19 protein-coding genes are annotated in these 22557 nt (G+C 72.7%); 10 read left to right on the forward strand and 9 right to left on the reverse strand.

What is annotated here, in order from left to right:
• Positions 1-28: 28 nt before the first annotated feature.
• Positions 29-3031 carry an excinuclease ABC subunit UvrA gene (gene uvrA / locus QMF80_RS11095; protein WP_283452099.1) on the reverse strand — a complete coding sequence of 1001 codons (3003 nt, stop codon included), beginning with the start codon at positions 3029-3031 and terminating at the stop codon, positions 29-31.
• Between the two features lie 173 nt (positions 3032-3204).
• Between uvrA and QMF80_RS11100 the strand changes: the two genes are divergently transcribed.
• The 3 genes from QMF80_RS11100 (at position 3205) to QMF80_RS11110 (ending at position 6067) form a co-directional block, all read left to right on the forward strand.
• Positions 3205-3894: a maleylpyruvate isomerase family mycothiol-dependent enzyme gene (locus QMF80_RS11100; RefSeq protein ID WP_283452101.1), complete on the forward strand. Its 690-nt coding sequence runs from the start codon at positions 3205-3207 to the stop codon at positions 3892-3894.
• Positions 3895-3903: 9 nt separating this feature from the next.
• Positions 3904-4560: an MBL fold metallo-hydrolase gene (locus QMF80_RS11105; RefSeq protein ID WP_283452103.1), complete on the forward strand. Its 657-nt coding sequence runs from the start codon at positions 3904-3906 to the stop codon at positions 4558-4560.
• A gap of 190 nt (positions 4561-4750) precedes the next feature.
• On the forward strand, positions 4751-6067 hold the full coding sequence (locus tag QMF80_RS11110) for an MFS transporter (RefSeq protein WP_283452104.1): 1317 nt from the start codon (positions 4751-4753) through the stop codon (positions 6065-6067).
• A 9-nt stretch (positions 6068-6076) separates the two neighbouring features.
• Here the strand turns inward: QMF80_RS11110 and QMF80_RS11115 are convergent, their stop codons facing one another.
• From QMF80_RS11115 to uvrB, 4 genes are all read right to left on the reverse strand, one after another.
• Positions 6077-7072 carry a TerC/Alx family metal homeostasis membrane protein gene (locus QMF80_RS11115; protein WP_283452106.1) on the reverse strand — a complete coding sequence of 332 codons (996 nt, stop codon included), beginning with the start codon at positions 7070-7072 and terminating at the stop codon, positions 6077-6079.
• A 231-nt stretch (positions 7073-7303) separates the two neighbouring features.
• Positions 7304-9289 carry a TerD family protein gene (locus tag QMF80_RS11120; RefSeq protein WP_283452108.1) on the reverse strand — a complete coding sequence of 662 codons (1986 nt, stop codon included), beginning with the start codon at positions 9287-9289 and terminating at the stop codon, positions 7304-7306.
• Between the two features lie 145 nt (positions 9290-9434).
• A complete protein-coding gene (locus QMF80_RS11125) occupies positions 9435-10013 on the reverse strand; it encodes a TerD family protein (protein WP_283452110.1) in 579 nt (192 codons plus the stop codon).
• Positions 10014-10097: 84 nt separating this feature from the next.
• A complete protein-coding gene (gene uvrB, locus QMF80_RS11130; protein ID WP_283452112.1) occupies positions 10098-12236 on the reverse strand; it encodes an excinuclease ABC subunit UvrB in 2139 nt (712 codons plus the stop codon).
• A gap of 465 nt (positions 12237-12701) precedes the next feature.
• Here uvrB and QMF80_RS11135 point away from each other — a divergent pair, with 465 nt between their 5' ends.
• The 3 genes from QMF80_RS11135 to QMF80_RS11145 all read left to right on the forward strand — a co-directional run bounded on the left by QMF80_RS11135 (position 12702) and on the right by QMF80_RS11145 (position 15878).
• The gene (locus tag QMF80_RS11135; RefSeq protein WP_283452114.1) at positions 12702-13730 is read left to right on the forward strand and encodes a glycerophosphodiester phosphodiesterase; all 1029 of its coding nucleotides are present in this window, start codon (positions 12702-12704) and stop codon (positions 13728-13730) included.
• A 48-nt stretch (positions 13731-13778) separates the two neighbouring features.
• Positions 13779-14330 (forward strand): methylated-DNA--[protein]-cysteine S-methyltransferase, encoded by a 552-nt coding sequence (locus QMF80_RS11140; protein ID WP_283452115.1) that lies wholly within the window; start codon positions 13779-13781, stop codon positions 14328-14330.
• Between the two features lie 213 nt (positions 14331-14543).
• Positions 14544-15878, forward strand: coding sequence for an MFS transporter (locus QMF80_RS11145; protein ID WP_502962821.1), 1335 nt, complete (start codon positions 14544-14546; stop codon positions 15876-15878).
• Here the strand turns inward: QMF80_RS11145 and QMF80_RS11150 are convergent.
• Positions 15868-16257, reverse strand: coding sequence for a cupin domain-containing protein (locus QMF80_RS11150; protein WP_283452117.1), 390 nt, complete (start codon positions 16255-16257; stop codon positions 15868-15870). The genes QMF80_RS11145 and QMF80_RS11150 overlap by 11 nt on opposite strands.
• 174 nt (positions 16258-16431) lie before the next feature.
• On the opposite strand from QMF80_RS11150, the gene QMF80_RS11155 reads away from it, so the two are divergent.
• Complete coding sequence (locus tag QMF80_RS11155; protein WP_283452118.1) at positions 16432-17355, forward strand: pseudouridine-5'-phosphate glycosidase; 924 nt, start codon at positions 16432-16434, stop codon at positions 17353-17355.
• The gene (locus QMF80_RS11160) at positions 17352-18311 is read left to right on the forward strand and encodes a carbohydrate kinase family protein (protein WP_283452119.1); all 960 of its coding nucleotides are present in this window, start codon (positions 17352-17354) and stop codon (positions 18309-18311) included. The genes QMF80_RS11155 and QMF80_RS11160 overlap by 4 nt, the downstream gene beginning before the upstream one ends.
• 29 nt (positions 18312-18340) lie before the next feature.
• Here QMF80_RS11160 and QMF80_RS11165 read toward each other — a convergent pair whose 3' ends face one another.
• A complete protein-coding gene (locus tag QMF80_RS11165; protein WP_283452120.1) occupies positions 18341-19078 on the reverse strand; it encodes a nucleoside/nucleotide kinase family protein in 738 nt (245 codons plus the stop codon).
• Positions 19079-19170: 92 nt separating this feature from the next.
• Between QMF80_RS11165 and QMF80_RS11170 the strand changes: the two genes are divergently transcribed.
• The gene (locus QMF80_RS11170) at positions 19171-20610 is read left to right on the forward strand and encodes a WGR domain-containing protein (RefSeq protein WP_283452121.1); all 1440 of its coding nucleotides are present in this window, start codon (positions 19171-19173) and stop codon (positions 20608-20610) included.
• Here QMF80_RS11170 and QMF80_RS11175 read toward each other — a convergent pair.
• Positions 20574-20915 (reverse strand): cupin domain-containing protein, encoded by a 342-nt coding sequence (locus tag QMF80_RS11175; protein ID WP_283452122.1) that lies wholly within the window; start codon positions 20913-20915, stop codon positions 20574-20576. The two genes, QMF80_RS11170 and QMF80_RS11175, sit on opposite strands and share 37 nt — an antisense overlap.
• Before the next feature lie 146 nt (positions 20916-21061).
• On the opposite strand from QMF80_RS11175, the gene QMF80_RS11180 reads away from it, so the two are divergent.
• Entirely contained in the window at positions 21062-21718 is a 657-nt protein-coding gene (locus QMF80_RS11180) for a DUF2293 domain-containing protein (protein WP_283452123.1), read from the forward strand.
• Between the two features lie 145 nt (positions 21719-21863).
• Here QMF80_RS11180 and QMF80_RS11185 read toward each other — a convergent pair whose 3' ends face one another.
• Positions 21864-22529 carry a chaplin gene (locus tag QMF80_RS11185; protein WP_349372199.1) on the reverse strand — a complete coding sequence of 222 codons (666 nt, stop codon included), beginning with the start codon at positions 22527-22529 and terminating at the stop codon, positions 21864-21866.
• Between the last annotated feature and the right edge of the window lie 28 nt (positions 22530-22557).

The following is a 22557-nucleotide window of genomic DNA, read 5'->3' on the forward strand; positions in this document are numbered from 1 at the left end:
CCCGCCGGGCCGAAGCGGGCCGAAGCGGCTACGCCTTGCGAGCCCGGGTCGTGGCCTTCTTCGCCGGAGCGGCCTTCTTCGCCGCAGCCGTCTTCTTCGCCGGAGCCGAGGCAACGGCAGCGGCCTTCTTCGCCGGGGCCCGCTTCTTCGCCGGGGCCCGCACCAGCGGCACCTCGGCGTCCGACACCCGATCCGCGCCCAGGATGTCCCGCAGGAACTTGCCGGTGTGGCTCGCCCCCACGGAGGCGACCTGCTCGGGCGTACCCTCCGCGACCACCACGCCGCCGCCGTAACCGCCTTCGGGGCCCATGTCGATGACCCAGTCCGCGGTCTTGACGACGTCGAGGTTGTGCTCGATGACGATCACCGAGTTCCCCTTGTCCACCAGACCCGACAGCACCTTGATCAGCTTCGAGATGTCCTCGAAGTGCAGACCCGTCGTCGGCTCGTCCAGCACGTACACCGTCCGGCCCGTCGACCGCTTCTGCAGCTCCGACGCCAGCTTCACGCGCTGCGCCTCGCCGCCCGACAGGGTCGGCGCGGACTGGCCGAGGCGGACGTAGCCGAGCCCGACCTCGTTCAGCGTGCGCAGGTGCCGCGCGATGGTGGGAACGGCCTCGAAGAAGCCGGCCGCCTCCTCGATCGGCATGTTCAGCACTTCGGCGATGGACTTGCCCTTGTAGTGGACCTCAAGCGTCTCCCGGTTGTACCGGGCGCCGTGGCAGACCTCGCACGGGACGTACACGTCCGGCAGGAAGTTCATCTCGATCTTGATCGTGCCGTCACCGGAGCAGTTCTCGCACCGGCCTCCCTTGACGTTGAAGGAGAAGCGGCCCGGCAGGTAGCCGCGCACCTTCGCCTCCATCGTCTCCGCGAACAGCCTGCGCACGTGGTCGAAGACACCGGTGTACGTGGCCGGGTTGGACCGCGGGGTCCGCCCGATCGGCGACTGGTCGACATGGACGACCTTGTCGACGAGGTCGTCGCCCTCCACCCTGGTGTGCCGCCCCGGCACCGTCCGGGCGCCGTTCAGCTCGCGCGCCAGGTGCGTGTAGAGGATGTCGTTGACCAGGGTGGACTTGCCGGAGCCGGAGACCCCGGTGACCGCCGTCAGTACGCCCAGCGGGAACGACACGTCGATGTCGCGCAGGTTGTTCTCCCGCGCGCCGTGCACGGTGAGCTTGCGGCTCTCGTCCACCGGCCGCCGCACCTCGGGCAGTTCGATGGACCTCTTGCCCGACAGGTACTGGCCGGTGATCGACTCGGGGTTCCTCAACAGGTCCTTGAGCGAACCGCTGTGCACGACCTTGCCGCCGTGCTCGCCCGCGCCGGGGCCGATGTCCACGACCCAGTCGGCCACCTTGATGGTGTCCTCGTCGTGCTCGACGACGATCAGCGTGTTGCCCATGTCCCGCAGCCGCACCAGCGTCTCGATCAGCCGGTGGTTGTCGCGCTGGTGCAGGCCGATCGAGGGCTCGTCCAGGACGTACAGCACACCGACCAGGCCGGAGCCGATCTGCGTGGCCAGCCGGATGCGCTGGGCCTCGCCGCCGGACAGGGTGCCCGCCGCGCGGTTGAGCGAGAGGTAGTCCAGGCCGACGTCCACGAGGAAGCGGAGCCGCTCATTGACCTCCTTGAGCACCCGCTCGGCGATCTTCTTGTCGCGTGCGTCGAGGCGGAGTTCACCCAGGAACTCGGCGCACTCGCTGATCGACATCGCGGAGACCGCGGCGATGGACTTCTCCATCACGGTCACGGCGAGCACGATCGGCTTGAGCCGGGTGCCCTCGCACGTGGGGCAGGGCACCTCGCGCATGTAACCCTCGAAGCGCTCGCGGCTGGTGTCGCTCTCCGCCTCCGAGTGCCTGCGCTTGACGAAGGGCACGGCGCCCTCGAAGGCCGTGGTGTAGGCCCGCTCGCGCCCGTAGCGGTTGCGGTAGCGGACCTCGATCTGGGTCTTGTGCCCGTACAGCAGGGCCTTCTTCGCGCGCTGCGGCAGTCCGGCCCAGGCGATGTCCGTACGGAAGCCCAGCTCGGCCGCCAGCGCGCCGATCAGCCGCTGGAAGTAGTCCTTGGTGTGGCCGAGCGACCACGGGGAGATCGCCCCCTCGTCGAGGGACTTGTCCTCGTCGGGGATGATCAGCTCGGGGTCCACCTCCATGCGCGTACCGATACCGGTGCACTCGGGGCAGGCGCCGAAGGGCGAGTTGAACGAGAAGGAGCGCGGCTCCAACTCCTCGAAGGACAGGTCGTCGTACGGGCAGTAGAGGTGCTCGGAGAACATCCGCTCGCGGTCGGGGTCGTCCTCGGCGAGGTCGATGAAGTCCAGGATCACCATGCCGCCGGCGAGCCCCAGGGCGGTCTCCACCGAGTCGGTGAGCCTGCGCTTGGCGCTGTCCTTGACGGTGAGGCGGTCGACGACCACCTCGATGGTGTGCTTCTCCTGCTTCTTCAGCGTCGGCGGCTCGGAGAGCTGGATCGTCTCCCCGTCCACCCGGGCACGGCTGTACCCCTTGGTCTGGAGGTCGGCGAAGAGGTCGACGAACTCCCCCTTGCGCTCGCGCACCAGCGGCGAGAGCACCTGGAAGCGGCTGCCCTCGGGCAGCGCCAGGACCCGGTCCACGATCGCCTGCGGCGACTGCCGCGAGATCGGGCGGCTGCACTCGGGGCAGTGCGGCTTGCCGATGCGGGCGAAGAGCAGGCGGAGGTAGTCGTAGACCTCGGTGATGGTGCCGACCGTCGAGCGCGGGTTGCGCGAGGTCGACTTCTGGTCGATCGAGACGGCCGGGGAGAGGCCCTCGATGAAGTCGACGTCGGGCTTGTCCATCTGCCCCAGGAACTGACGGGCGTAGGAGGACAGGGACTCGACGTAGCGGCGCTGGCCCTCGGCGAAGATCGTGTCGAAAGCCAATGAGGACTTGCCCGAACCGGAGAGTCCGGTGAAGACGATGAGTGAGTCGCGGGGCAGGTCGAGCGAGACGTTCTTGAGGTTGTGCTCGCGAGCGCCACGAACGATGAGACGGTCGGTCACGCCGGTCCGCACCTTTCTTGAGAGAGCGGGGGACGGGCCCCCGTCCCAGGGTATGGGGGGCGCCGCTCGGGTGGTGGGTGTCTGGTTTCCACGAGCGTATAGCACGCGCATTCGAATTACGGCACTCCGAAGAGTGCTTCACCCGATCGTGTGGCGGCGCTAGGGTCGGGCCCATGATCGATCATGTGCACGACCTGCGATCCGTACGCGACGCCACGGACCGGCTACTGACCGCGGCCGCGAAACTGGACAACGCCGCCGTGGCCGAGGCGTCACGCCTGCCCGGCTGGTCCCGGGGTCACGTCCTCGCCCACCTCGCCCGTAACGCCGAGGCCCTCGTGAACGTGTTCGAGGGCCGCCCGATGTACGAGAGCGCCACGGCCCGTGACGCCGACATCGAGCGCGACGCCGGCCGGGACCTGGTCCAACAGCTGGAGGACGTACGGAATTCCGCCGACGCCTTCCAGGCCGTCGCCGGAGCCCCCCAGGACTGGTCCCGCACCGTCGAACTCCGCAACGGGGTCACCGACGGCGCCTCCCGGGTGCCCTTCCGCCGCCTCGTGGAGATCGAGCTGCACCACGTCGACCTCGGGATCGGCTACGAGCTGGCGGACCTCCCGGACGAGTTCACCGCCCGGGAGATCGAGTTCCTGGCCGACCGCTGGTCCGGGCACCCCGAGGTGCCGCCGGTGACGCTGGCCTCCGACGACGGCCGCACCTGGCACACCGGCTCCGCCGACGGCTCCCCCGTCACCCTGACGGGCACCCCGGCCCAGCTGCTGGCCTGGCTGGCGGGCCGCGGCGACAAGGGCGACGCCCTCACCACGGCGGGCGGTCCCCTCCCCCTCCTCCCCCCGCTCTAGGATCAGGGCATGACGTACAGCGGAGCGGTGAAGGTCGGTGGTCCGGCCGAGGTGCACGAACTCGCGGACCTGATGATTTCCAAGGTCGCCGTGGGCGGCATGAACAACAACGCCTACCTGCTGCGCTGCCGGGCGACCGGCGAGCAGCTGCTGATCGACGCGGCCGCCGAGGCCGGGACCCTACTGAGCCTGATCGGGGACGACGGCATCACGTCCGTCGTCACCACCCACCAGCACGGCGACCACTGGGGCGCCCTGCGGGAGGTGGTCGACGCGACCGGGGCCCGCACCTACGCGGGCCGGTACGACGCCGAGGGCATCCCGGTGCCGACCGACGTCGCGGTCGAGGACGGCGACACGATCACCTTCGGGCGGATCTCGCTGACCGCCCGGCACCTGACCGGTCACACCCCGGGCTCGATCGCCCTGGTCTACGACGACCCGCACGGGCACCCGCACGTCTTCACCGGGGACTGCCTCTTCCCCGGCGGCGTCGGCAACACCTGGGGCGACCCGAAGGCGTTCGTCCAGCTGATCGACGACGTCCAGGAGAAGCTGTTCGGGCGGCTCCCGGACGAGACCTGGGTCTACCCGGGCCACGGCAACGACACCACGATCGGCGCCGAGCGCCCGCACATCGCGCAGTGGCGCGAGCGCGGCTGGTAGGACGCCCCAGACGGTGACGCGGCCCGCTCCTCCCCACCGGGAGGGGTGGGCCGCGTCCACGCCGGGCCGCGGCGACACCGGGCCGCGCCAGCACCGGGCCGTGTCAACACGAGCGGCGCCCCGCACTCGTTCCGGTGGAGGACGCCCGGACCGGCCCTCCCTCCCGGCGGGAGGGGGTACTAGCTGCACCATGCACCAAGATCGCTCCCCCTCGATGCTGCGCCTCGCCCTGGCCTCGCTCATCGGCACCGCCATCGAGTTCTACGACTTCTTCGTCTACGGAACCGCCGCAGCCCTGGTCCTCGGCCCCCTCTTCTTCCCCACTTTCTCCGCCCTCGCCGCAACCCTCGCCGCCTTCGGCACCTTCGGCATCGGCTTCCTCGCCCGCCCGCTGGGCTCGGTGCTCTTCGGCCACATCGGCGACCGCTACGGGCGGCGTCCGGTCCTGCTGGGGTCCCTGCTGCTCACCGGGGTGGCGACGGTGGCGGTGGGCTGCGTACCGGCGTACTCCTCGATCGGTGCCGGCGCCCCGCTCCTGCTCCTGCTGCTCCGCTTCCTCCAGGGTCTCGGACTCGGCGGCGAGTGGGGCGGCGCGGTACTGCTGACCGCCGAGCACGCGCCGGAGCACCGGCGCGGCCTGTGGGCGAGCTTTCCGCAGATGGGCCCGGCCGTTGGATTCCTGCTGGCCAACGGGCTGATGCTGGGCCTGTCCGCCACCCTCACCGGCGGCCAGTTCACGTCCTGGGGCTGGCGGGTGCCGTTCTGGTGCGCCGGGCTGCTCGCACTGTCGGGCCTGTGGCTGCGCCGATCGGTCGAGGAGACCCCGGAGTTCCGCGCGCTGGCCACGGCCGGCCGGCGGGCGAGCGCTCCGGTGATCGAGGTCGTACGGGACCACTGGCGCCTGCTCCTGCTCACCGGCGGGGCCCTGGCCGTCGGCTACGCCGTCTTCTACGCGGTGACCACCTGGTCCCTGGCCTACGCGACCGAGCACCTGGCGGTCGACCGGACCGTGATGCTCACCTGCGTCATGGTGGCCGTCGCCGTCAAGGGCGCGCTCACCCCACTGGTGGCGGTGCTGGGCGACCGGTACGGACGGCGCCCGCTCTGCCTGGCCGGGAGCGCGGCCTGCGCGCTGTGGATGTTCCCGCTGGTGGCGCTGTTGCGGACGGCCGATCCGCTGCTGATGACCCTGGGCTGCCTGGGCGCGCTGCTGGGGATGGTGACGATGCTCGGGGTGGTGGGCGCGTACCTGCCGGAGCTGTATCCGCCGCGGATCCGGTGCACGGGGGCGGCCGTCGGCTACAACCTGGGCGGGGTGCTGGGCGGGGCGCTGACCCCCGTGGTGGCGACGGCGCTGGCCGACGGTTCCGGACCGCCGTGGGGTGTGGGCGCGTACCTGACCGGGATCGCGCTGCTCAGCCTGGGCTGCTTCGCCCTGCTGCCGGAGACCAATCCGGCGGTCGTACGCAGGGCGGCGGGGGCGGCCGAAGCGGCCGCCCCCGCCTGAGCGCGGCCGTCAGGCGCCGATGCTGTCCTGCGGCTCGTCGGCGCGGGCGGCGGCCTCGGCGGCCGCCTGCTTCTTCGAGGCCAGCAGGCTGGTGATCGTGGTGATCACCAGGACACCGCAGATGACGCCCAGCGAGACCGGGATGGAGATCAGCGGGACGTGCACCCCGGACTCGTGCAGGGCGTGCAGTACGAGCTTGACGCCGATGAAGCCCAGGATGACCGACAGGCCGTAGCTGAGGTGGACCAGCTTCTTGAGCAGGCCGCCGATGAGGAAGTACAGCTGGCGCAGACCCATCAGGGCGAAGGCGTTGGCCGTGAAGACGATGTACGGGTCCTGGGTGAGGCCGAAGATCGCGGGGATGGAGTCGAGGGCGAAGAGGATGTCGGTCGTACCGATGGCGAGCATGACCACCATCAGCGGGGTCAGGACGCGCTTGCCGTTGCTCTGGATGAAGAGCTTGGTGCCGTGGTACTTGTCGGCGACGCCGAACTTCTTCTCGACGGACTTCAGGAGGCGGTTCTCCTCGAACTCCTCTTCCTCCTCGTCCTTGCGGGCCTCCTGGATGAGCTTCCACGCGGTGTAGATCAGGAACGCGCCGAAGATGTAGAAGACCCAGGAGAAGCTGGTGATGATCGCGGCCCCGGCGGCGATGAAGATGGCGCGCAGGACCAGGGCGATCAGCACGCCCACCAGCAGCACCCGCTGCTGGAGGTGGGAGGGCACCGAGAACTTCGCCATGATCAGGACGAAGACGAAGAGGTTGTCGACGCTCAGCGACTTCTCGGTGATGAATCCGGCGAAGAACTCCTGCGAGGCCTGGCCGTTGCCGAAGATCAGCAGGCCGAGGCCGAAGAGCGCGGCCAGGGCGACCCAGACGACCGTCCAGATGCCCGCTTCCTTGATCGATACGTCGTGCGGTTTGCGGCCGATGAAGAAATCGGCTCCGATGAGGATGCCCAGACCGAGAATGGTCAGCACCCAGAGGGTCCACGAAACGTCCACGTTGAACACGCCTCCGGCGGATGGCTCAGCACTGCGTCAGCGTCATCGCTGCCGGAGGTCTCTTCCACCCGGACGGCCTGGAGGCCGCGGGCCGACGCCCCGGGACCGGTATCGGTCCGTATTGACGGGCACGCCGTGCAGGAAAGCAGGAATACTCCCCTCCGCATGCACCAGAGTACCCGTCACCCCCGCTTTAGGTAAAGGGGAGACCAAGAGAGACCCATCACTTGGTCAGCGGCGGCCTTCCGCGATCCGTTCCAGAGCGCGCTCCAGGACCAGGCTGCCGACGGGCGGCAGCGCGGCCTCGAAGGTCCAGGCGTGGCCGACCCACGGATCGGCCAGGTGGTTGTCCGGCACCGGTGACAGCCGCATCAGCGAGCGCCAGAGCGGGTCCAGCAGCGGCCCGTACGCCGCCGCCTCGTCGCGGTCGGCCACCATCAGCAGGTGCACACCGGTCCCGGGGCCCTCGTCGGCCAGGTAGCGCAGCTGGGTGACGGACCGGTCGTCGAACCCGTGCGGGAAGTCGTGGACGATCAGCAACTGCTCGGAGGTGTCCAGGTCGGGCGGCAGGTCCTCGGGCGCCCCGGCCCGGACCGCCATCTGTACGAGGTCCACCCGGCGGGTCAGCCGCGCGAGGACCTCGGTGACTCCGGCGGCCCCGGAGGCTGGCGGTCCGGTCAGTACGCCCGCCCGCACCAGCGGGGCCAGCGACTCGGCCCCGGCTCCGGCCGCGTCGATGACCTGGACGGAGAACCGGCCCGCGGGGTGCACCGCGAGCAGCCGCACCGCGTGCGCGACGGCCATGTCCATGGCGGCCCGGCGCAGCGGGGCGGTGTCCGCCATCATCGCCGCCTCGGAGCCGGTACGGCCGTTGTCGATCCACAGCCCGCGTTCCAGCGGCATCCGCACCAGCATGGGGATGCGCACCCCGGGGCACTCGGGCAGGCTCAGATCGCCCAGGCGCAGTGCGAGCGGGGCCTCTTGCGGGGTCCCGGCGGCGTGCCAGACGGGGTTCTCCCAGCGGGCGTAGGCGGCGGGCAGCACGGGCTCGACCACCTCGACCTCGGCGCTCAGCTGCGCGAGGTCCCGGTCGAGGACGGCGCGGGCCTGGGCGACGAGCTCCTCGCGCCGGGCCCTGGCGGTCTCCCGGGCGCCGTCGCCGGAGCCGCTCAGGCGGCTGCGGGGGTCGGCGAGGGCCGCGTCCAGCTCGCGGTCCATCCGGGACTCGGCGAAGTCGGCGGCGCTGCGGTAGGCGGCGACGGAACGGGCCAGGTCCTCGAACATGCCCCAGACCTGGTTGTAGAGCCGCTCGTCCATGGACCAGCCCGAGGCGTCACCGGCCACCGGGCGCGGCGGCTCGCCGGGCAGCGCGGGCGGGGCCTGCGGCGGGGGCGGCGGCGCTTCGGTGCGGCCCCGGCGCGGGTGCGCGTAGCTGACGGTGGGCGGGCCGTCGGAGCCGGAGGCGGGACCGGGGGCGGCGGGCGGCGGAGGGGGCACCGGCCCGGGCGCCGGGTCCCGCGGTACGACGGGGGTGGACAGCGGGGGCAGGGCCGCGGAGGTCGCGGGAGCGGGCGGGTGCGTGGCGGCGGGGCCGGACTCGGCGGAGCAGGGCGGTCCGGTGACCGGCGCCGCCTCGGCGGGCACGGGCTCGGCGGGCGCCGCGGCGGCCGGTCCCGCGGCGGCCGCGTGGGCGTGGGCCGCCACGCTCTCGGCGTCCGGGGCGGTCATCCCGTGGTCGGCGAGGAGGGCGGGAAGGCCCTCGGCGTAGCCCTGGCCGACGGCGCGGACCTTCCAGGCGCCCTGGCGCCGGTACAGCTCGACCGCGACGACGGCGGTCTCGGCGTCCAGGCCGGTCAGGGTGTACCCGGCCAGCTCGGTCCCGCCCGGCGCCGCGACGGCGACGTACGGCGCGGGGACCGCGCCGAACCGCGACGGGCCGCCCGGCGGAAGCACCAGCAGCACCCCGACGGTGTGCACGGCGCCGGGTACGGCGTCCAGGTCCACCGTGATGGAGTGCCCCGCGGCGGCCGCCACCGGCACCTCCAGCCCGGGCACCCGGGGCGCCCCCGGGTGGGCCAGCGACCCGGGACCGGACAGCCGCCCCCGGTCGTCGCCGAGCACGGCCCCGGCGAGCACGGGCGTGCCCGCCGAGACCCTGATCTCCACCCGGTTCCGGGACAAGGGGTGGTTCTGCCCCCGGACCAGTTCGGCCGTCATCGTGCAGCCCCTCCCCCGTCGTACGTGTTCTCTTGTGATGCCCGCCGCCGTCACGCCCGCCACGTGAAGCCGCACCCGCGAAGCCCCAACCGTGAAGCCGCCGCCGTGACGGCTGCCGAGGCGGTGCCCGCGGCGGGCCGCGCGCCTACAGGTGCGGCAGGATCGCGGGCAGCAGGTCCTGGAAGGTCCGGCCGTTGGCCGGGTTGCCCAGGGCCGTCATCTTCCAGCCGTCACCCGCGCGGTGCACCTTCGCCATGATCTGCGCGGTGTACTGGCCGCCGCCGTCGAGCGTGTAGCGGGCCAGCTCCTGGCCGTTGGTCTCGTCGACGATCCGGCAGAAGGCGTTCTGCACCTCCTGGAACGTCTGCCCGGTGAACGAGTTCACCGTGAAGACGATCTGGTCGATGTGCACCGGCACGCGCTGGAGGTCGACGAGGATGGACTCGTCGTCGCCGCCCTGGCCCGCGCCGCCCACCAGGTTGTCACCGGTGTGCCGGACCGAGCCGTCGTCGCTCTGCAGGTGCCGGAAGAACACCACGTCCATGGGCTGCTTGTCGGCGAACAGCACCGCCGAGGCGTCCAGGTCGATCTCCCGGGTACGGGCACCGAACAGGCCGCGGCGCTTGGCCGCCTGCCAGCCGAGGCCCATGCGGACCGCGGTCAGCGTGCCGCCGTCCGCCTTCTGCAGACTGATGGCCTGACCCTTGGTCATGTTGACCGTCACGCGCTGTCCCCTCTCCATAGCCACCCCCAGGCAGCACGTGCCTGTGGCTGTTCCCACGCCCGAACCTTACTGACCGGCCCCGGCTCAGGCGAGGCCCGCTTCCCGCATCTGCCGCAGCTCCTTCTTCAGCTCGCCGACCTCGTCCCGGATCCGGGCCGCGACCTCGAACTGCAGCTCCGCCGCGGCCGCCCGCATCCGCTCCGTCATCTGTTCGATCAGCGACGCCAGTTCGGCCGCGGGACGGTCGGTGAGCACCTCGCCCTTCGCACCGCCCTTCGCCGCCTTGCCGCCCTTGGCCGCCCGGCCGCCCAGCGCGGGCACCGGGGCCTTCGCGTCCTTGCCGCCCTTCTGCTGGCGGTAGCCGGTGCCGAGCAGCTGCTCGGTGTCGACCTCCTCGCGGGCGATGGTGGCGACGATGTCGTTGATCTTCTTGCGCAGCGGCTGCGGGTCGATGCCGTGCGCGGTGTTGTAGGCGACCTGCTTCTCCCGGCGCCGGTTGGTCTCCTCGATGGCCTTCTCCATCGCCGGGGTGATCTTGTCCGCGTACATGTGGACCTGGCCGGAGACGTTGCGCGCGGCGCGGCCGATGGTCTGGATCAGCGAGGTCCCCGAGCGCAGGAACCCCTCCTTGTCGGCGTCGAGGATCGCGACCAGGGAGACCTCGGGCAGGTCGAGGCCCTCGCGGAGCAGGTTGATGCCGACCAGTACGTCGTACTCGCCGGCCCGCAGCTCGCGCAGCAGCTCGATCCGGCGCAGCGTGTCCACGTCGCTGTGGAGGTAGCGGACCGCGATGCCCAGTTCCAGGAAGTAGTCCGTGAGGTCCTCGGACATCTTCTTGGTCAGGGTGGTGACCAGGACCCGCTCGTCCTTCTCGACCCGAAGGCGGATCTCGTGCACCAGGTCGTCGATCTGGCCCTCGGTGGGCTTGACGACGACCTCGGGGTCGATAAGGCCGGTGGGCCGGATGATCTGTTCGACGAAACCGTCGCCGCGCGACAGCTCGTACTTCCCGGGAGTGGCCGACAGGTAGACCGTCTGGCCGATCCGCTTCTGGAACTCTTCCCACTTCAGCGGACGGTTGTCCAGCGCGGAGGGCAGCCGGAAACCGTGGTCGACCAGGGTCCGCTTGCGCGAGGCGTCGCCCTCGTACATCGCGCCGATCTGGGGGACCGTGACGTGCGACTCGTCGATGACGAGCAGGAAGTCCTCGGGGAAGTAGTCGATGAGTGTGTTGGGCGCGGAACCGCGCTCGCGGTCGTCCATGTGCAGCGAGTAGTTCTCGATGCCGGAGCAGGAACCGATCTGCCGCATCATTTCGAGGTCGTAGGTGGTGCGCATGCGCAGCCGCTGGGCCTCCAGCATCTTGCCCTGCGTCTCCAGCTCCGCGAGGCGCTCGGTCAGCTCCGCCTCGATGCCCTGGACCGCCTTCTCCATGCGCTCGGGTCCGGCGACGTAGTGGCTGGCGGGGAAGACGTACAGCTCGCGGTCCTCGCTGATGATCTCGCCGGTCAGCGGGTGCAGGGTGGAGAGGGCCTCGATCTCGTCACCGAACATCTCGATGCGGACCGCGAGTTCCTCGTAGACCGGGAAGATCTCGATGGTGTCGCCGCGCACCCGGAAGGTGCCGCGGGTGAAGGCGACGTCGTTGCGGGTGTACTGGATGTCGACGAAGCGGCGCAGCAGCTGGTCGCGGTCGAACTCCGCGCCGACCTTGAGCGGGACCATCCGGTCGACATACTCCTGCGGGGTACCGAGACCGTAGATGCAGGAGACGGACGCGACCACGATGACGTCGCGCCGGGTCAGCAGCGAGTTGGTGGCGGAGTGGCGCAGCCGCTCCACCTCCTCGTTGATCGAGGAGTCCTTCTCGATGTAGGTGTCCGACTGCGGGACGTACGCCTCGGGCTGGTAGTAGTCGTAGTACGAGACGAAGTACTCGACGGCGTTGTTGGGCAGCAGCTCGCGGAACTCGTTCGCGAGCTGGGCGGCCAGCGTCTTGTTCGGTGCCATGACCAGTGTCGGACGCTGGAGCTTCTCGATCATCCAGGCCGTGGTGGCCGACTTTCCGGTGCCGGTCGCGCCCAGCAGGACGACGTCCTTCTCACCCGCGCGGATGCGCTTCTCCAGTTCGGCGATGGCCGCCGGCTGGTCGCCGCTGGGCTGGTAGGAACTGACGACCTCGAAAGGCGCCACCGTGCGTTCGATCTTCGATACGGGCCGCATGAGTCAACCGTAAGGCCCCCCACTGACACTCACGCATCCACGACGCCGGGACCCCCCGCGCGCGGGGGGTCACACGCTCGCGTGACGTGCGGGGACGCGAGGTGACCCTGGTCCGTTTGTCGTAGTTCGGTGGCGGCCCCTTGATCGTGAACCGCATCATCACGAGGAAGGCGTCACTTTTCACGACAGACCGTCAGATACACCCTGGGAGGCGTGCCCCCGCCACGTCCGCCCGCGCCCACCACGCCGCCCGCCCGCCCCCGTCCGACGCCTGTCGGCGCCGTCCGCGGCCCGTCCCTCCGCCGCTCCCGGTCCGCGCCGGGGCCGGCCTCTGCCACCGTGACCCGGGTCGCCGCCGGGGGGCCGGGCGGGTGCGCCCGCGCGCACCGCCCCGGGCCGGACCCGCCGTGGAACGAGTCCGGCCGGGCCGCCCGCCGACCCACTCATGACCCGAGGAGACCGCACATGTACGTCCGACCCGCTGCCGCGGCTGCCGCCGCCGTCCTGGGCCTCACCCTCTGCGCGCTGGGCGGGCCCGCGTCCGCCTTCCAGCCGCTCCCGCGGGCCGCGGGGCCGCTGGCCGGGCCCGTCGCCGGGCGGCCGGGAGCGCTCGCGGCCCCTGCGATGTCCGCCGCGTCGGTCGAGAAGCCCCTGGCCGGGCCGGGGGCCGGACCGGGAGCCGGACGGGCAGCCTGGCCGCTGCCGGGACTGGTGGGCCTGCCCGTCGTGTACGCCCACCGGGGGGCCTCGGCGTACGCCCCGGAGAACACGCTGGCCTCGATCGACCTGGCGGCCCGGCTGGGCATCGACTGGGTGGAGAACGACGTCCAGCGCACCAAGGACGGCGTGCTCGTGGTGATCCACGACGACACGCTGAAGCGGACCACCGACGTCCAGAAGGCCTTCCCGGACCGCAGCCCCTGGCAGGTGAAGGACTTCACGGCCGCCGAGATCGCCCAGCTGGACGCGGGCAGCTGGTTCCGTCCCGAGTTCGCGGGCGTCCGGGTGCCGACGCTGCGCGAGTACCTCGACCGGGTCCAGCGCAATCGGGGGCGTCTGCTGCTGGAGGTCAAGCGGCCGGAACTGTACCCGGGGATCGAGCAGCAGATCCTGGACCTGCTCGGCACGACGGGCTGGCTCGACTCCCGGCACGTCGCCTCCCGCCTGGTCGTGCAGAGCTTCAGCGCCGACTCGGTACGCCTCGTGCACCGGCTGCGGCCCGACCTGGTGACGGCCTTCCTCGGCGCCCCGCCGGAGGGCGACCTGGCGCGGTACGCCGAGTTCTCGGACCGGATCAACCCCTGGTTCCGGGAGATCTCGGCCGAGTGGGTGGCGGGCGTGCACGCGCTCCAGGGCCCGCACGGCCGGGCCATGGAGGTGGACACCTGGATCGTGGACGACCCGGACACCACTCGCCGGGTGGTGGACATGGGCGTGGACGGGATCATCACGAACGCCCCCGACGTCGTGCGGCGGACGGTGTACGGGTACTGATCTCCCCCGTTCGGCGGCGTTGTCAGTGGGGCGCCGTACGGTGGTCGGGTGGACAGCACCGAGCGGCCCCGGGGGCCGCACCTCGAATGGACCGTGGTCGACAGCCCCATCGGTCCGCTCCTCCTGGCCGCGACCCCCGAGGGTCTGGTCCAGGTCGGGTTCCACGCGTCGCCGGACACGGTCGCCCCGCTGGTCGCCCGGCTCGGGGCCGCGCCCTGGCGTCCGGCGCCGGGCGAAGAGGTGCTCCTGGCAGAGCCCATACGCCAGCTCGACGCCTATTTCGCGGGGGAGCTGCGGCGCTTCGAGCTGCCCCTGGACTGGCGCCTCAGCTCCGGCTTCAACCGCCAGGTGCTGCGCGAACTGGACCGCTCCGTGCCGTACGGATCCGTCGTCGGGTACGGCGAACTGGCCGCCCGGGTCGGTCAGCCGCGCGCGGCGCAGGCCGTGGGCGCGGCCATGGGGTCGAATCCGCTGCCCCTGGTGGTGGCCTGCCACCGGGTCGTGGAGAACGGGGGCGGGATCGGGGGCTTCGGCGGCGGGGTGGAGACCAAGCGGGCCCTGCTGGCGCTGGAGGGCGTACTGCCGCAGCCGCTGTTCTGAGCTGCTGACCTGGAACGATCCGGTGGGCCGCGCGCTGGACCGGGGAGGCGCCCGGCGTGTTACCCGGCCGGTTCCCCGTCGGGGCGGGCGGTGCGAGACTGCGCCGGTGACTCCTGCCACGGCTTTGCCGGCCGTCCCCGCACCCGCTCCGTCCGCGTCTTCCTGCCCGCCGGGACGGGGGTGTACGTCGTGACCTCGCCCTCCGCTCCGTCCGTGCGACCCGGTCCCCCCGGCCGCCGGGGCCCGACCGGCCCGCAGGCGCCGAAGGTGACCGCCCAGGACCTGCCCCGGCTGCGCAGGCGCACCTCCGGGGTGCTCATAGCCGGGCAGGTCCTGGGCGGGCTCGGCATACCGATCAGCATCGCCCTGGCCCCGGTGCTCGCCACCGAGGTCAGCGGCACCGAAGCCCTGTCCGGGCTGGCCTCCACCGCCTCCGTGGTGGGTACCGCCCTGGTCTCACTGCCGCTCGCGGCCCTGATGACCGCGCGCGGGCGCCGCCCTGGGCTGGTGCTGGCCTATCTGATCGGTGCGGGCGGCGCGGGGCTGGTCGTGCTGGCCGCCGTCCTGAAGAACTTCCCGCTGCTGCTGATCGGCATGGCCGCCTTCGGCGCCGCCTCCTCCGCCAATCTGCAGTGCCGCTTCGCCGCCGCGGACCTCGCGGCCCCCGACCATCGGGCCCGGGCCATCTCGACGGTGGTGTGGGCCACCACGATCGGCGCGGTGCTGGGGCCCAACCTGTCGGCCCCGGCCAGCCGGAGCTTCGCGGGGACCTCCATACCCGAGAGGGCGGGCCCGTTCCTGTGGGCGGGCGGGATCTTCCTGCTCACCGCGCTGCTGATCGGCGTACTCCTGCGGCCGGATCCGCTGCTGACCGCCCGGGCGCTGGCCGGCCCCGCCGAGCAGGCGGCCGAGGCCCGTTCCCTGCGGGCCGGGCTGGCCGCGGTGAAGGCTTCGCCCCGGGCGCGTCTCGCCCTGGTGACGGTCGCCGTCACCCACACGGCCATGGTCTCGATCATGGTGATGACCCCGGTCGACCTGGGGCACCACGGCGCGGACCTCCAGCTCATCGGCCTGGTGATCAGCGGCCACATCGCCGGGATGTTCGCCTTCTCCCCGGTGATGGGCTGGCTCGCGGACCGGCTCGGCAGGCTGTCGGTGATCGGGTTGGCGGCCGGGCTGCTGGCGGTCGCCGCACTGCTCGCGGGCACCGCCGGGGCCAGTCACGGGCAGACGGCGGCGGGCCTGTTCCTGCTGGGCCTGGGCTGGTCGGCCGGGCTGGTCTCCGGTTCGGCGCTGCTGACGGATTCGGTGCCGCAGGCCGCGCGGGCCGCCGTACAGGGCCTGTCCGACCTGACGATGAACACGTGCGCGGGCGTCGGCGGTGCGGTGTCCGGGCTGATCGTCGCGCAGGCGGGCTACGGCTGGCTGAACGCGGCCGGGGCCGCGCTGCTGCTGCCGATGGCCGGGCTCGCGCTGTTCACCGCGCGCCGCCATCCCCTTGTCGTTCCCATGCCCGCTCCCGTGGACGGCGAGGCCGTCAGAGACTGATGTGGTAGGCCTTGCGCAGCGTCTCGTGGACGGTCCAGGTGGTCTTGTCGCCCTCCCGAAGCACACAGGCGGTGCCGGGGCCGACCTCCAGCCGCCCGCCGCCCTCGATCTCGATGGTGGCCCGGCCGCTGACGACGACGAACAGCTCGTTCGCCTCGGTGTCGGTGACCACGCCGGGGGTGATCTGCCAGATCCCGCGCAGCTGGGTGCCGTCCTCGGACTCCCACAGCACCTTGCCGGTGACCACTGGCGCACCGGACACGATCTGGGCGGGGTCGAGGTCCTCGGCTTCGAGTGCGGCGTCCGGTACGTCGGACACGGAGACGGCGAACGAGGCGGGGGCGGTGGCCGGGGTGGCCGCGGGGTCACTGGTGCTCATGGCGCGACCCTAGTGCGGCCGGGCCGCGCTCCGCGCCGACCAGGTCGTCCAGGATCGTCGGGGCGCACGAGTCACCCTGTCGAGGGCCCCGGCCATCCGGTCCACCCGGCGGGTCTCGGACAGTTGGCCCGGGGGCGCGTTTGACGGCGCCGCGACCGTGCCATGGATGGGGACATGTCACAGCACTCAGCGGTCCCGGTCCTGTCGGATGAGGTACGCGAGGCGCTCGCGGAGCGGCGCCCGGTCGTCGCCCTCGAATCGACGATCCTCGCGCACGGCCTGCCCCGCCCCCGCAACCTCCAAGTGGGCCGGGAGCTGGAGGCGCTCGTCCGGTCGGAGGGCGCCGTTCCGGCTACGGTCGCGGTGCTCGACGGGGTGGCGTACGCCGGCCTGGACAAGGCACAGCTGGAGCGGATCGCGAACGGCGACGGCGTGCGCAAGCTCGGGCACCGGGACCTGGCCCCCGCGCTCGCCACGGGCGCCACCGGGGCGACGACGGTGTCGGCGACGGCCTTCCTGGCCGCGCGGGCGGGGCTGCGGGTGTTCGCGACCGGCGGGCTGGGCGGCGTACACCGGGACTGGGCCCGGGCCCAGGACGAGTCGGCGGACCTGTCGCTGCTGGCCCGGACCCGGATCACGGTGGTGTGCGCGGGGGTGAAGTCGATCCTGGACGTGCCGGCCACGCTCCAGCGGCTGGAAACCCTGGGGGTGGCGGTGCTGGGTTACGGGACGGAACGTTTCCCCGGCTTCTATCTGGCGAGTTCCGGGGAGCCCGTCGACTGGACGGTGCACCGGCCGCAGGAGGTGGCCGAGGTGATGGCCGCCCAGGACGCGCTCGGCGGACCCGGCTCCGCGCTGCTGGTCGCCCACCCGGTGCCCGAGTCGGAGCAACTGGATCCGGAACTCCACGACCGGGTCCTGGCCGACGCTCTCGCCGAGTGCCGGGAGCGCGGGATCACGGGGCAGGCGGTCACCCCGTTCCTGCTGGGATTCCTGGTGCGGGCGACCGGCGGGGCCTCGCTGGAGGCCAATCTGGCGGCGGTGCGCGGCAATGTGCGGCTCGGCGCCCGGATCGCGATGGCCTGGGCGGAGCGGTGACCGGGCCGGGGGGAGCGGCGGGGCGGCTGCTCGTGGTCGGGGACGTGGTCACGGACGTGGTGGCCGTGCACCTGGAACCACTGGCTCCGGCGACCGACACGCCGGCCCGGATCCGCACGATGCCGGGGGGCGCGGGCGCCAACGCCGCCTGCTGGGCGGCCCGTCAGGGGAACGCGGGGGGCGTCACGGGAGGAACCGCGGACGGCACTCCGGGCGGCGCGCTGGAGGTCGCGCTCCTGGCGAGGGTGGGCGCCGAGTCGGCCCGCTGGCACGAACAGGCCCTGCTGGCCGCCGGGGTGCGGCCGCTGCTGGTGACCGACCCGGTGGAGCCGACCGGGACGGTGGTCGCCCTGGTCGGCAAGGACGCGGAGCGGACGTTCCTGACCGACAGCGGGGCGGTGCTGCGGCTCTCCACGGCCGACTGGAACCCGGAGTTCCTCGACGGGGTGGCCCATCTGCACCTGTCCGGCTACCTGTTCTTCGGGGACACCAGCCGGGAGCTGGCCCGGCTGGCGCTGCGCGCGGCCCGGGAGCGGGGGGTCCCGGTGAGCGTGGACCCCGCGTCGGCGGGATTCCTGGCCACGCTGGGGGTGGCCCGCTTCCTCGACGCGGTGGCGGGGGCCGACGCACTCCTGCCCAATGAGGACGAGGCCCGGATGCTGGCCGGGCTGCCCGCGACGGCCCCCGCCGCGCGGGCGGCGGCGGAACTGAGCCTGCGGGTTCCGCTGGTGGTGGTGACCCGGGGCCCGGCCGGGGCGCTGGTCGCCGCGGGGGGCCGGGTGTGCGCCGAGGTCGCGGCGGAGCCCGCCCTGGCGGTGGATTCCACGGGCGCGGGCGACGCGTTCACCGGCGGTTTCCTGGCGGCCCGGCTGGCGGGCGCGGACCCGGTGGCGGCGGCGCGGGCGGGCTGCCGGGCGGGGGCGGTGGCGGTCACCCGGCTGGGCGGGCGGCCGTAGCGGCGGCCGTCTTCCGCGGCCGGGGGCGGTCAGTTCCGGATGCCGGTCCAGGCGGGGTGGCGGGGGTCGTCGGCGCGGACCAAGGCGTCCGCGGCCGCCTCGGGGCCGGTCTCGGCCTCGTAGCGCGCGAAGGCGGGGACGGTCCAGCGCTCGGCCTCCGGGGTGCGGCGGGCCAGGGCTCCCGCGGAGAGCCGGATGTGGACGCTGAGGTCGAAGGGGAACCAACGGCCCAGCAGGAACGGTCCGTGCAGGATCATCACCCCGCCCGGCGGGAGCGGTACGTACCGACTGCGGGTCGCCCGGTCCGTGACCGGGTCCCACAGGTCCGGCAGTACGCGCCCGCTGCCGCCGGGGTCCAGCGGCCCGAACACCTCGCGCCACAGGGCGGCGGTGTCGAACCAGCCGTCGAGGTAGGTGTCGACGTCCTGGCGGCCGTACTCGAAGCGCAGCGAGGCGGGCCGCAGGAAACCGTCGGCGGGGACGACGAGGACCGAACGGCCGCGCAGGCGCAGGGCGTCCGCGAGGTGAGCGGCGAGCGTGCCCGTACCGGCGGCGGGCGCGCCGTCCACGGCCACCCGCAGCCAGGGCGCCCCGGCGGCCGGGTCCGCGCCCGGGTCCGCGCCCGGGTCCGCGCCTGGGTCCGTGACCGGGTCCGCGCCTGGGTCCGTGACCGGGTCCGCGTCCTGGCCGGGGGTGTGGTCCCGGTCGTCGAGATGGCCCGCGAGCCGCTCGGCCATCCCCTCCCATGTGATCGCTTCCAGCTGCACGGTCCCATTGTCAGTGGTTGACCGTAGCGTTTCTCAACAAGGGATCACCGACGGACCAGAGCCGTCGTCCCGGCCTTGGGGAGGGGTCTGTCATGGCTCGCGAGACGACGTATCTGGAGCTGTCGCAGGATGGCGGTGGAGCGCACAAGTTCTACGAGGTGACCGTGGAGGGGACGGCCGTCTCGGTGCACTACGGCCGGATCGGCGCGGACGGCCAGCAGCAGAACTCCTCCTTCCCCACGGTCGAGAAGGCGCGCGCGGCGGCCGCGAAGAAGGTCGGAGAGAAGGTCCGCAAGGGGTACGCGCCCGCCGTGCGCGGGCAGCGGACGGCCCGCGCGGTCTCCCGCCGCGAGGTGACCTCGGCGCCCTCGACGGCGCGGGCCGCGGCCCCGGTCCTGTGGCGGTTCCGCACGGGGGCGTCGGCGTTCGGGATCCATGTGGACGAGGACCGCTGCTGGGTCGGCAACCAGGCGGGCGACGTCTACACGCTGAGCCACGGCGGCGAGGTGCTGGCCCGCTATTCCCTGCCGGACGGGGTGAAGTGCCTGGTGGCGGACGAGTTCTGGATATATGCGGGCTGCGATGACGGCACGGTGTACGACCTGTCGTCGAAGGTGCCGTTCGGGGCGTACGACATCGCGGCGGACGTGGACATCTTCTGGCTGGACATCCGCGAGGGCGTGCTCAACGTGTCCGACCGCGACGGCGGCCTGACGGTCATCGACCACGAGGACGAGTTCCAGTGGTCGCGCAAGTCGTCCGGTGCCCACGGGTGGATGGTGCGCGCGGACGAGGACGCGGTCTACCACGGACACAGCGCGGGGGTGACGGCGTACGCCCCCGACGGCTCCGGCCAGCTGTGGCACACCCCGACCAACGGCCAGGTGCTGTTCGGCTGGCAGGAGGAGCACGCGGTGTACGCGGGGACCGCCCGGCACAGTGTGCAGCGGCTGGGGAAGACGACGGGGGCCGTCGAGGCCACCTACCGGTGCGACGGATCGGTGTACTCCTGCGCGACCTCGCCGGACGGCAGGCACGTCTTCGCCGGTGACTCCTCCTCGTCCGTCTACTGCTTCGACGCCGACGGGCGGCGGCTGTGGAAGCTGGGTACGGGGAGCGGATCGGCGCTGTCGATGCAGTACCTCGACGAACGGCTGTACCTGGTGACCACGGACGGGTCGCTGGTGTGCGTCGACGCGAGCGAGGCGGCCATCGCCGCGGCCCAGCGGGGCTCGGTGCCGACCGCGATGGACATCAAGTCGGCGGCGGCCCTGCCGGTGTTCACCCCGGCGGCCTCGGCGGCCGCGGTGGCGACGGTCACGGTCGCGCCCGCGGGCGGCGTGGTGGTCGAGTGCGTCCAGCAGGGCGGGCGGATGCGGGTGCAGGTCATCTCGGGCGGGTTCGAGCCTTCGTGGAACGTGCAGTTCCCCCGGGGGATACGGGAGGCCGGGGCCCGGTACGTGGTGGACGGGCTGCACCCGGCCTCGGGAGGGTTCTACCGGGTGCGCGGGGAGATACGCCGCCTGGTCTGAGCGGAGACCCGGTCCCGCGTCCAGCGGGGTGCGGGGGCCTCGACCGAGAGGGGCAGCCCCTCGGGGAGGGCGTGGGTGACGTGCAGGACGACCGGCACGGAGGAGAGGTTCCGGCCGAGGTGGACGTGGTCGGGGCCGCCGGGCTCGATGAAGCGCGACCCGGGCCCGTTCACCTCGACCCTGCCGTCGTGCAGGATCCGGGTGAGCGTCCCGGAGCGGACGTGGGCGTTCAGCGCGACGTGGTGGAAGTGCCAGCCGGTGGAGCCGCCGGGCTCTATGACCAGCTCCAGCCCTCCCTCGCCCATGCGTTCCCCCCTCTGGACCCGGGCCGGGGTCCTCCCCCGGCGGGTCACCATAGAACGACCTGGGGCAGACGAACGGGATGTGGTGAAAGGGCAACTCCCGTGCCCGCCAAGGTGATATAGGGCGCGTCCGGCGGTATCAGAGGTGTATGAACCTCGTGGTGTACGAGCCGCTCAAGCGGATCAGCTGCGCGGAGTGCGGGCGGGGGCCGCTCCCCCACCTCGTCCGCGAACTCGGGGTGCCCCGCTGTCTGGACTGCGCCGACCTCGGGCACCTCGTCTACCTTCCGCGCGGCGACACCGCCCTCACCCGCCGCGCCCGGGAGGGCAGTTCACTGTCCGCGGTGGTGGTGCGGCTCAACAAGCGGCGCCGCCGTCACGAGCGCCAGGGCCTGCTGGTCGAGGAGCGCGCGCTGCTCCTCGCCGAGGTGGCCTGCCTCGCGGACGCCGAGGCCCGGGCCCGGCGGCGGGACCGCGACCGGGTGCGCCGGGCGGCCGAGGACCTCCGGTTCACGGCGCTGTTCGCCGGGGAGATCGCGCGGCTGTTCCCCGGCTGCCCGGCGGAGCGCGCCCGGGCGATCGCGGCGCACGCCTCGGTCCGGGGCAGCGGTCGGGTGGGCCGCAGCGCGGCGGGCCGGGCCCTGACCGAGCAGGCCGTCTCGGTCGCGGTCCGGGCCGCGGTCCGGCACGAGGACACGGAGTACGACGCCCTGCTGATGGCGGGCGTCCACCGGTTCGAGGCCCGCGCCCGGCTCGCCCCGAGGATCGAGGCGGTCCTCGCGTCCTGGCGCCCACGCGCCGCGTGAGCCGCACGCGGACCGCACGCATGCCGCGCGGGCCCGAGCCTCGCGCCCGGACTCCTGTAGCCGCGCGTGCCTGAGCGGCGTAGGTCTGAGCGGCGCGTGCCTGAGCCGCGCAGGCCTGAGCCGCGCGTGCCTGAACGGAGTAGGTCTAGTTCATGCGGAACCGGCGGTAGAGCAGGACTCCGCCCAGGAGCAGTGCTCCGCTGCCCGGGAGCAGATAGCCGAGGCCGTCCGCGCCGGTGTGGGCCAGCGCGGGACCCGTCGCGAGCGGCGGCGCGGGCTGGGCGACCGGGGCGACCGGGCGTACGGCCGTGGGCGGCTGGGCGGGCTTGCCCCCGCTGGGCAGGCTGCCGTTGACCGAGGTGTTGCCCGCGGCGGAGTTCCCGACGCCGACCACGCTCACCGAGTTGCCGCTGACGTTCAGCGGGAGGTCCAGCGGGAGCTGGATGCCGTTGCCGGACAGCAGACCAGGCGAATCCTTTCCGCTCCCGTGTGCGACCGCTCCGCCGCCGGCGCCGTTCCCGGCACCCTGCCGGGAGGGGCCCGTCGAGGACGACGGGCCCGACCGATGCGAGGGCCGGGGGTCCGGATGCTCGACCCGCCCGGCGTTGGTACAGCGGTTCCCACTGGCCGGGTTGAGCACGCCCACCACGCTCACGGTGTTCCCGCACGCGTTCACCGGCACGTTCACCGGAAGCTGCACCAGGTTCCCCGAGAGCAGCCCCGGCGAGCGCTGCGCCTGCCCGCCCGCGTCCGCGTCGGCGTACGCGAAACCGCCCGCGCTGACGGCAGCCAGCCCGCCTCCCGCAACCACCGCCACGATCAAGCCATTTCGACGACTG

The sequence above is a fragment of the Streptomyces sp. G-G2 genome, from assembly GCF_030063135.1.
Taxonomy (GTDB): Bacteria; Actinomycetota; Actinomycetes; order Streptomycetales; family Streptomycetaceae; genus Streptomyces.

Coding starts and splice junctions, on each gene's coding strand:
- QMF80_RS11170 (WP_283452121.1), top strand. CDS start 19,171: ATGGCTCGCGAGACGACGTATCTGGAGCTGTCGCAGGATGGCGGTGGA.
- QMF80_RS11110 (WP_283452104.1), top strand. CDS start 4,751: ATGCACCAAGATCGCTCCCCCTCGATGCTGCGCCTCGCCCTGGCCTCG.
- QMF80_RS11150 (WP_283452117.1), bottom strand. CDS start 16,257: ATGAGCACCAGTGACCCCGCGGCCACCCCGGCCACCGCCCCCGCCTCG.
- QMF80_RS11175 (WP_283452122.1), bottom strand. CDS start 20,915: ATGGGCGAGGGAGGGCTGGAGCTGGTCATAGAGCCCGGCGGCTCCACC.
- QMF80_RS11120 (WP_283452108.1), bottom strand. CDS start 9,289: ATGACGGCCGAACTGGTCCGGGGGCAGAACCACCCCTTGTCCCGGAAC.
- QMF80_RS11105 (WP_283452103.1), top strand. CDS start 3,904: ATGACGTACAGCGGAGCGGTGAAGGTCGGTGGTCCGGCCGAGGTGCAC.
- QMF80_RS11180 (WP_283452123.1), top strand. CDS start 21,062: ATGAACCTCGTGGTGTACGAGCCGCTCAAGCGGATCAGCTGCGCGGAG.
- QMF80_RS11155 (WP_283452118.1), top strand. CDS start 16,432: ATGTCACAGCACTCAGCGGTCCCGGTCCTGTCGGATGAGGTACGCGAG.
- QMF80_RS11135 (WP_283452114.1), top strand. CDS start 12,702: ATGTACGTCCGACCCGCTGCCGCGGCTGCCGCCGCCGTCCTGGGCCTC.
- uvrB (WP_283452112.1), bottom strand. CDS start 12,236: ATGCGGCCCGTATCGAAGATCGAACGCACGGTGGCGCCTTTCGAGGTC.
- QMF80_RS11100 (WP_283452101.1), top strand. CDS start 3,205: ATGATCGATCATGTGCACGACCTGCGATCCGTACGCGACGCCACGGAC.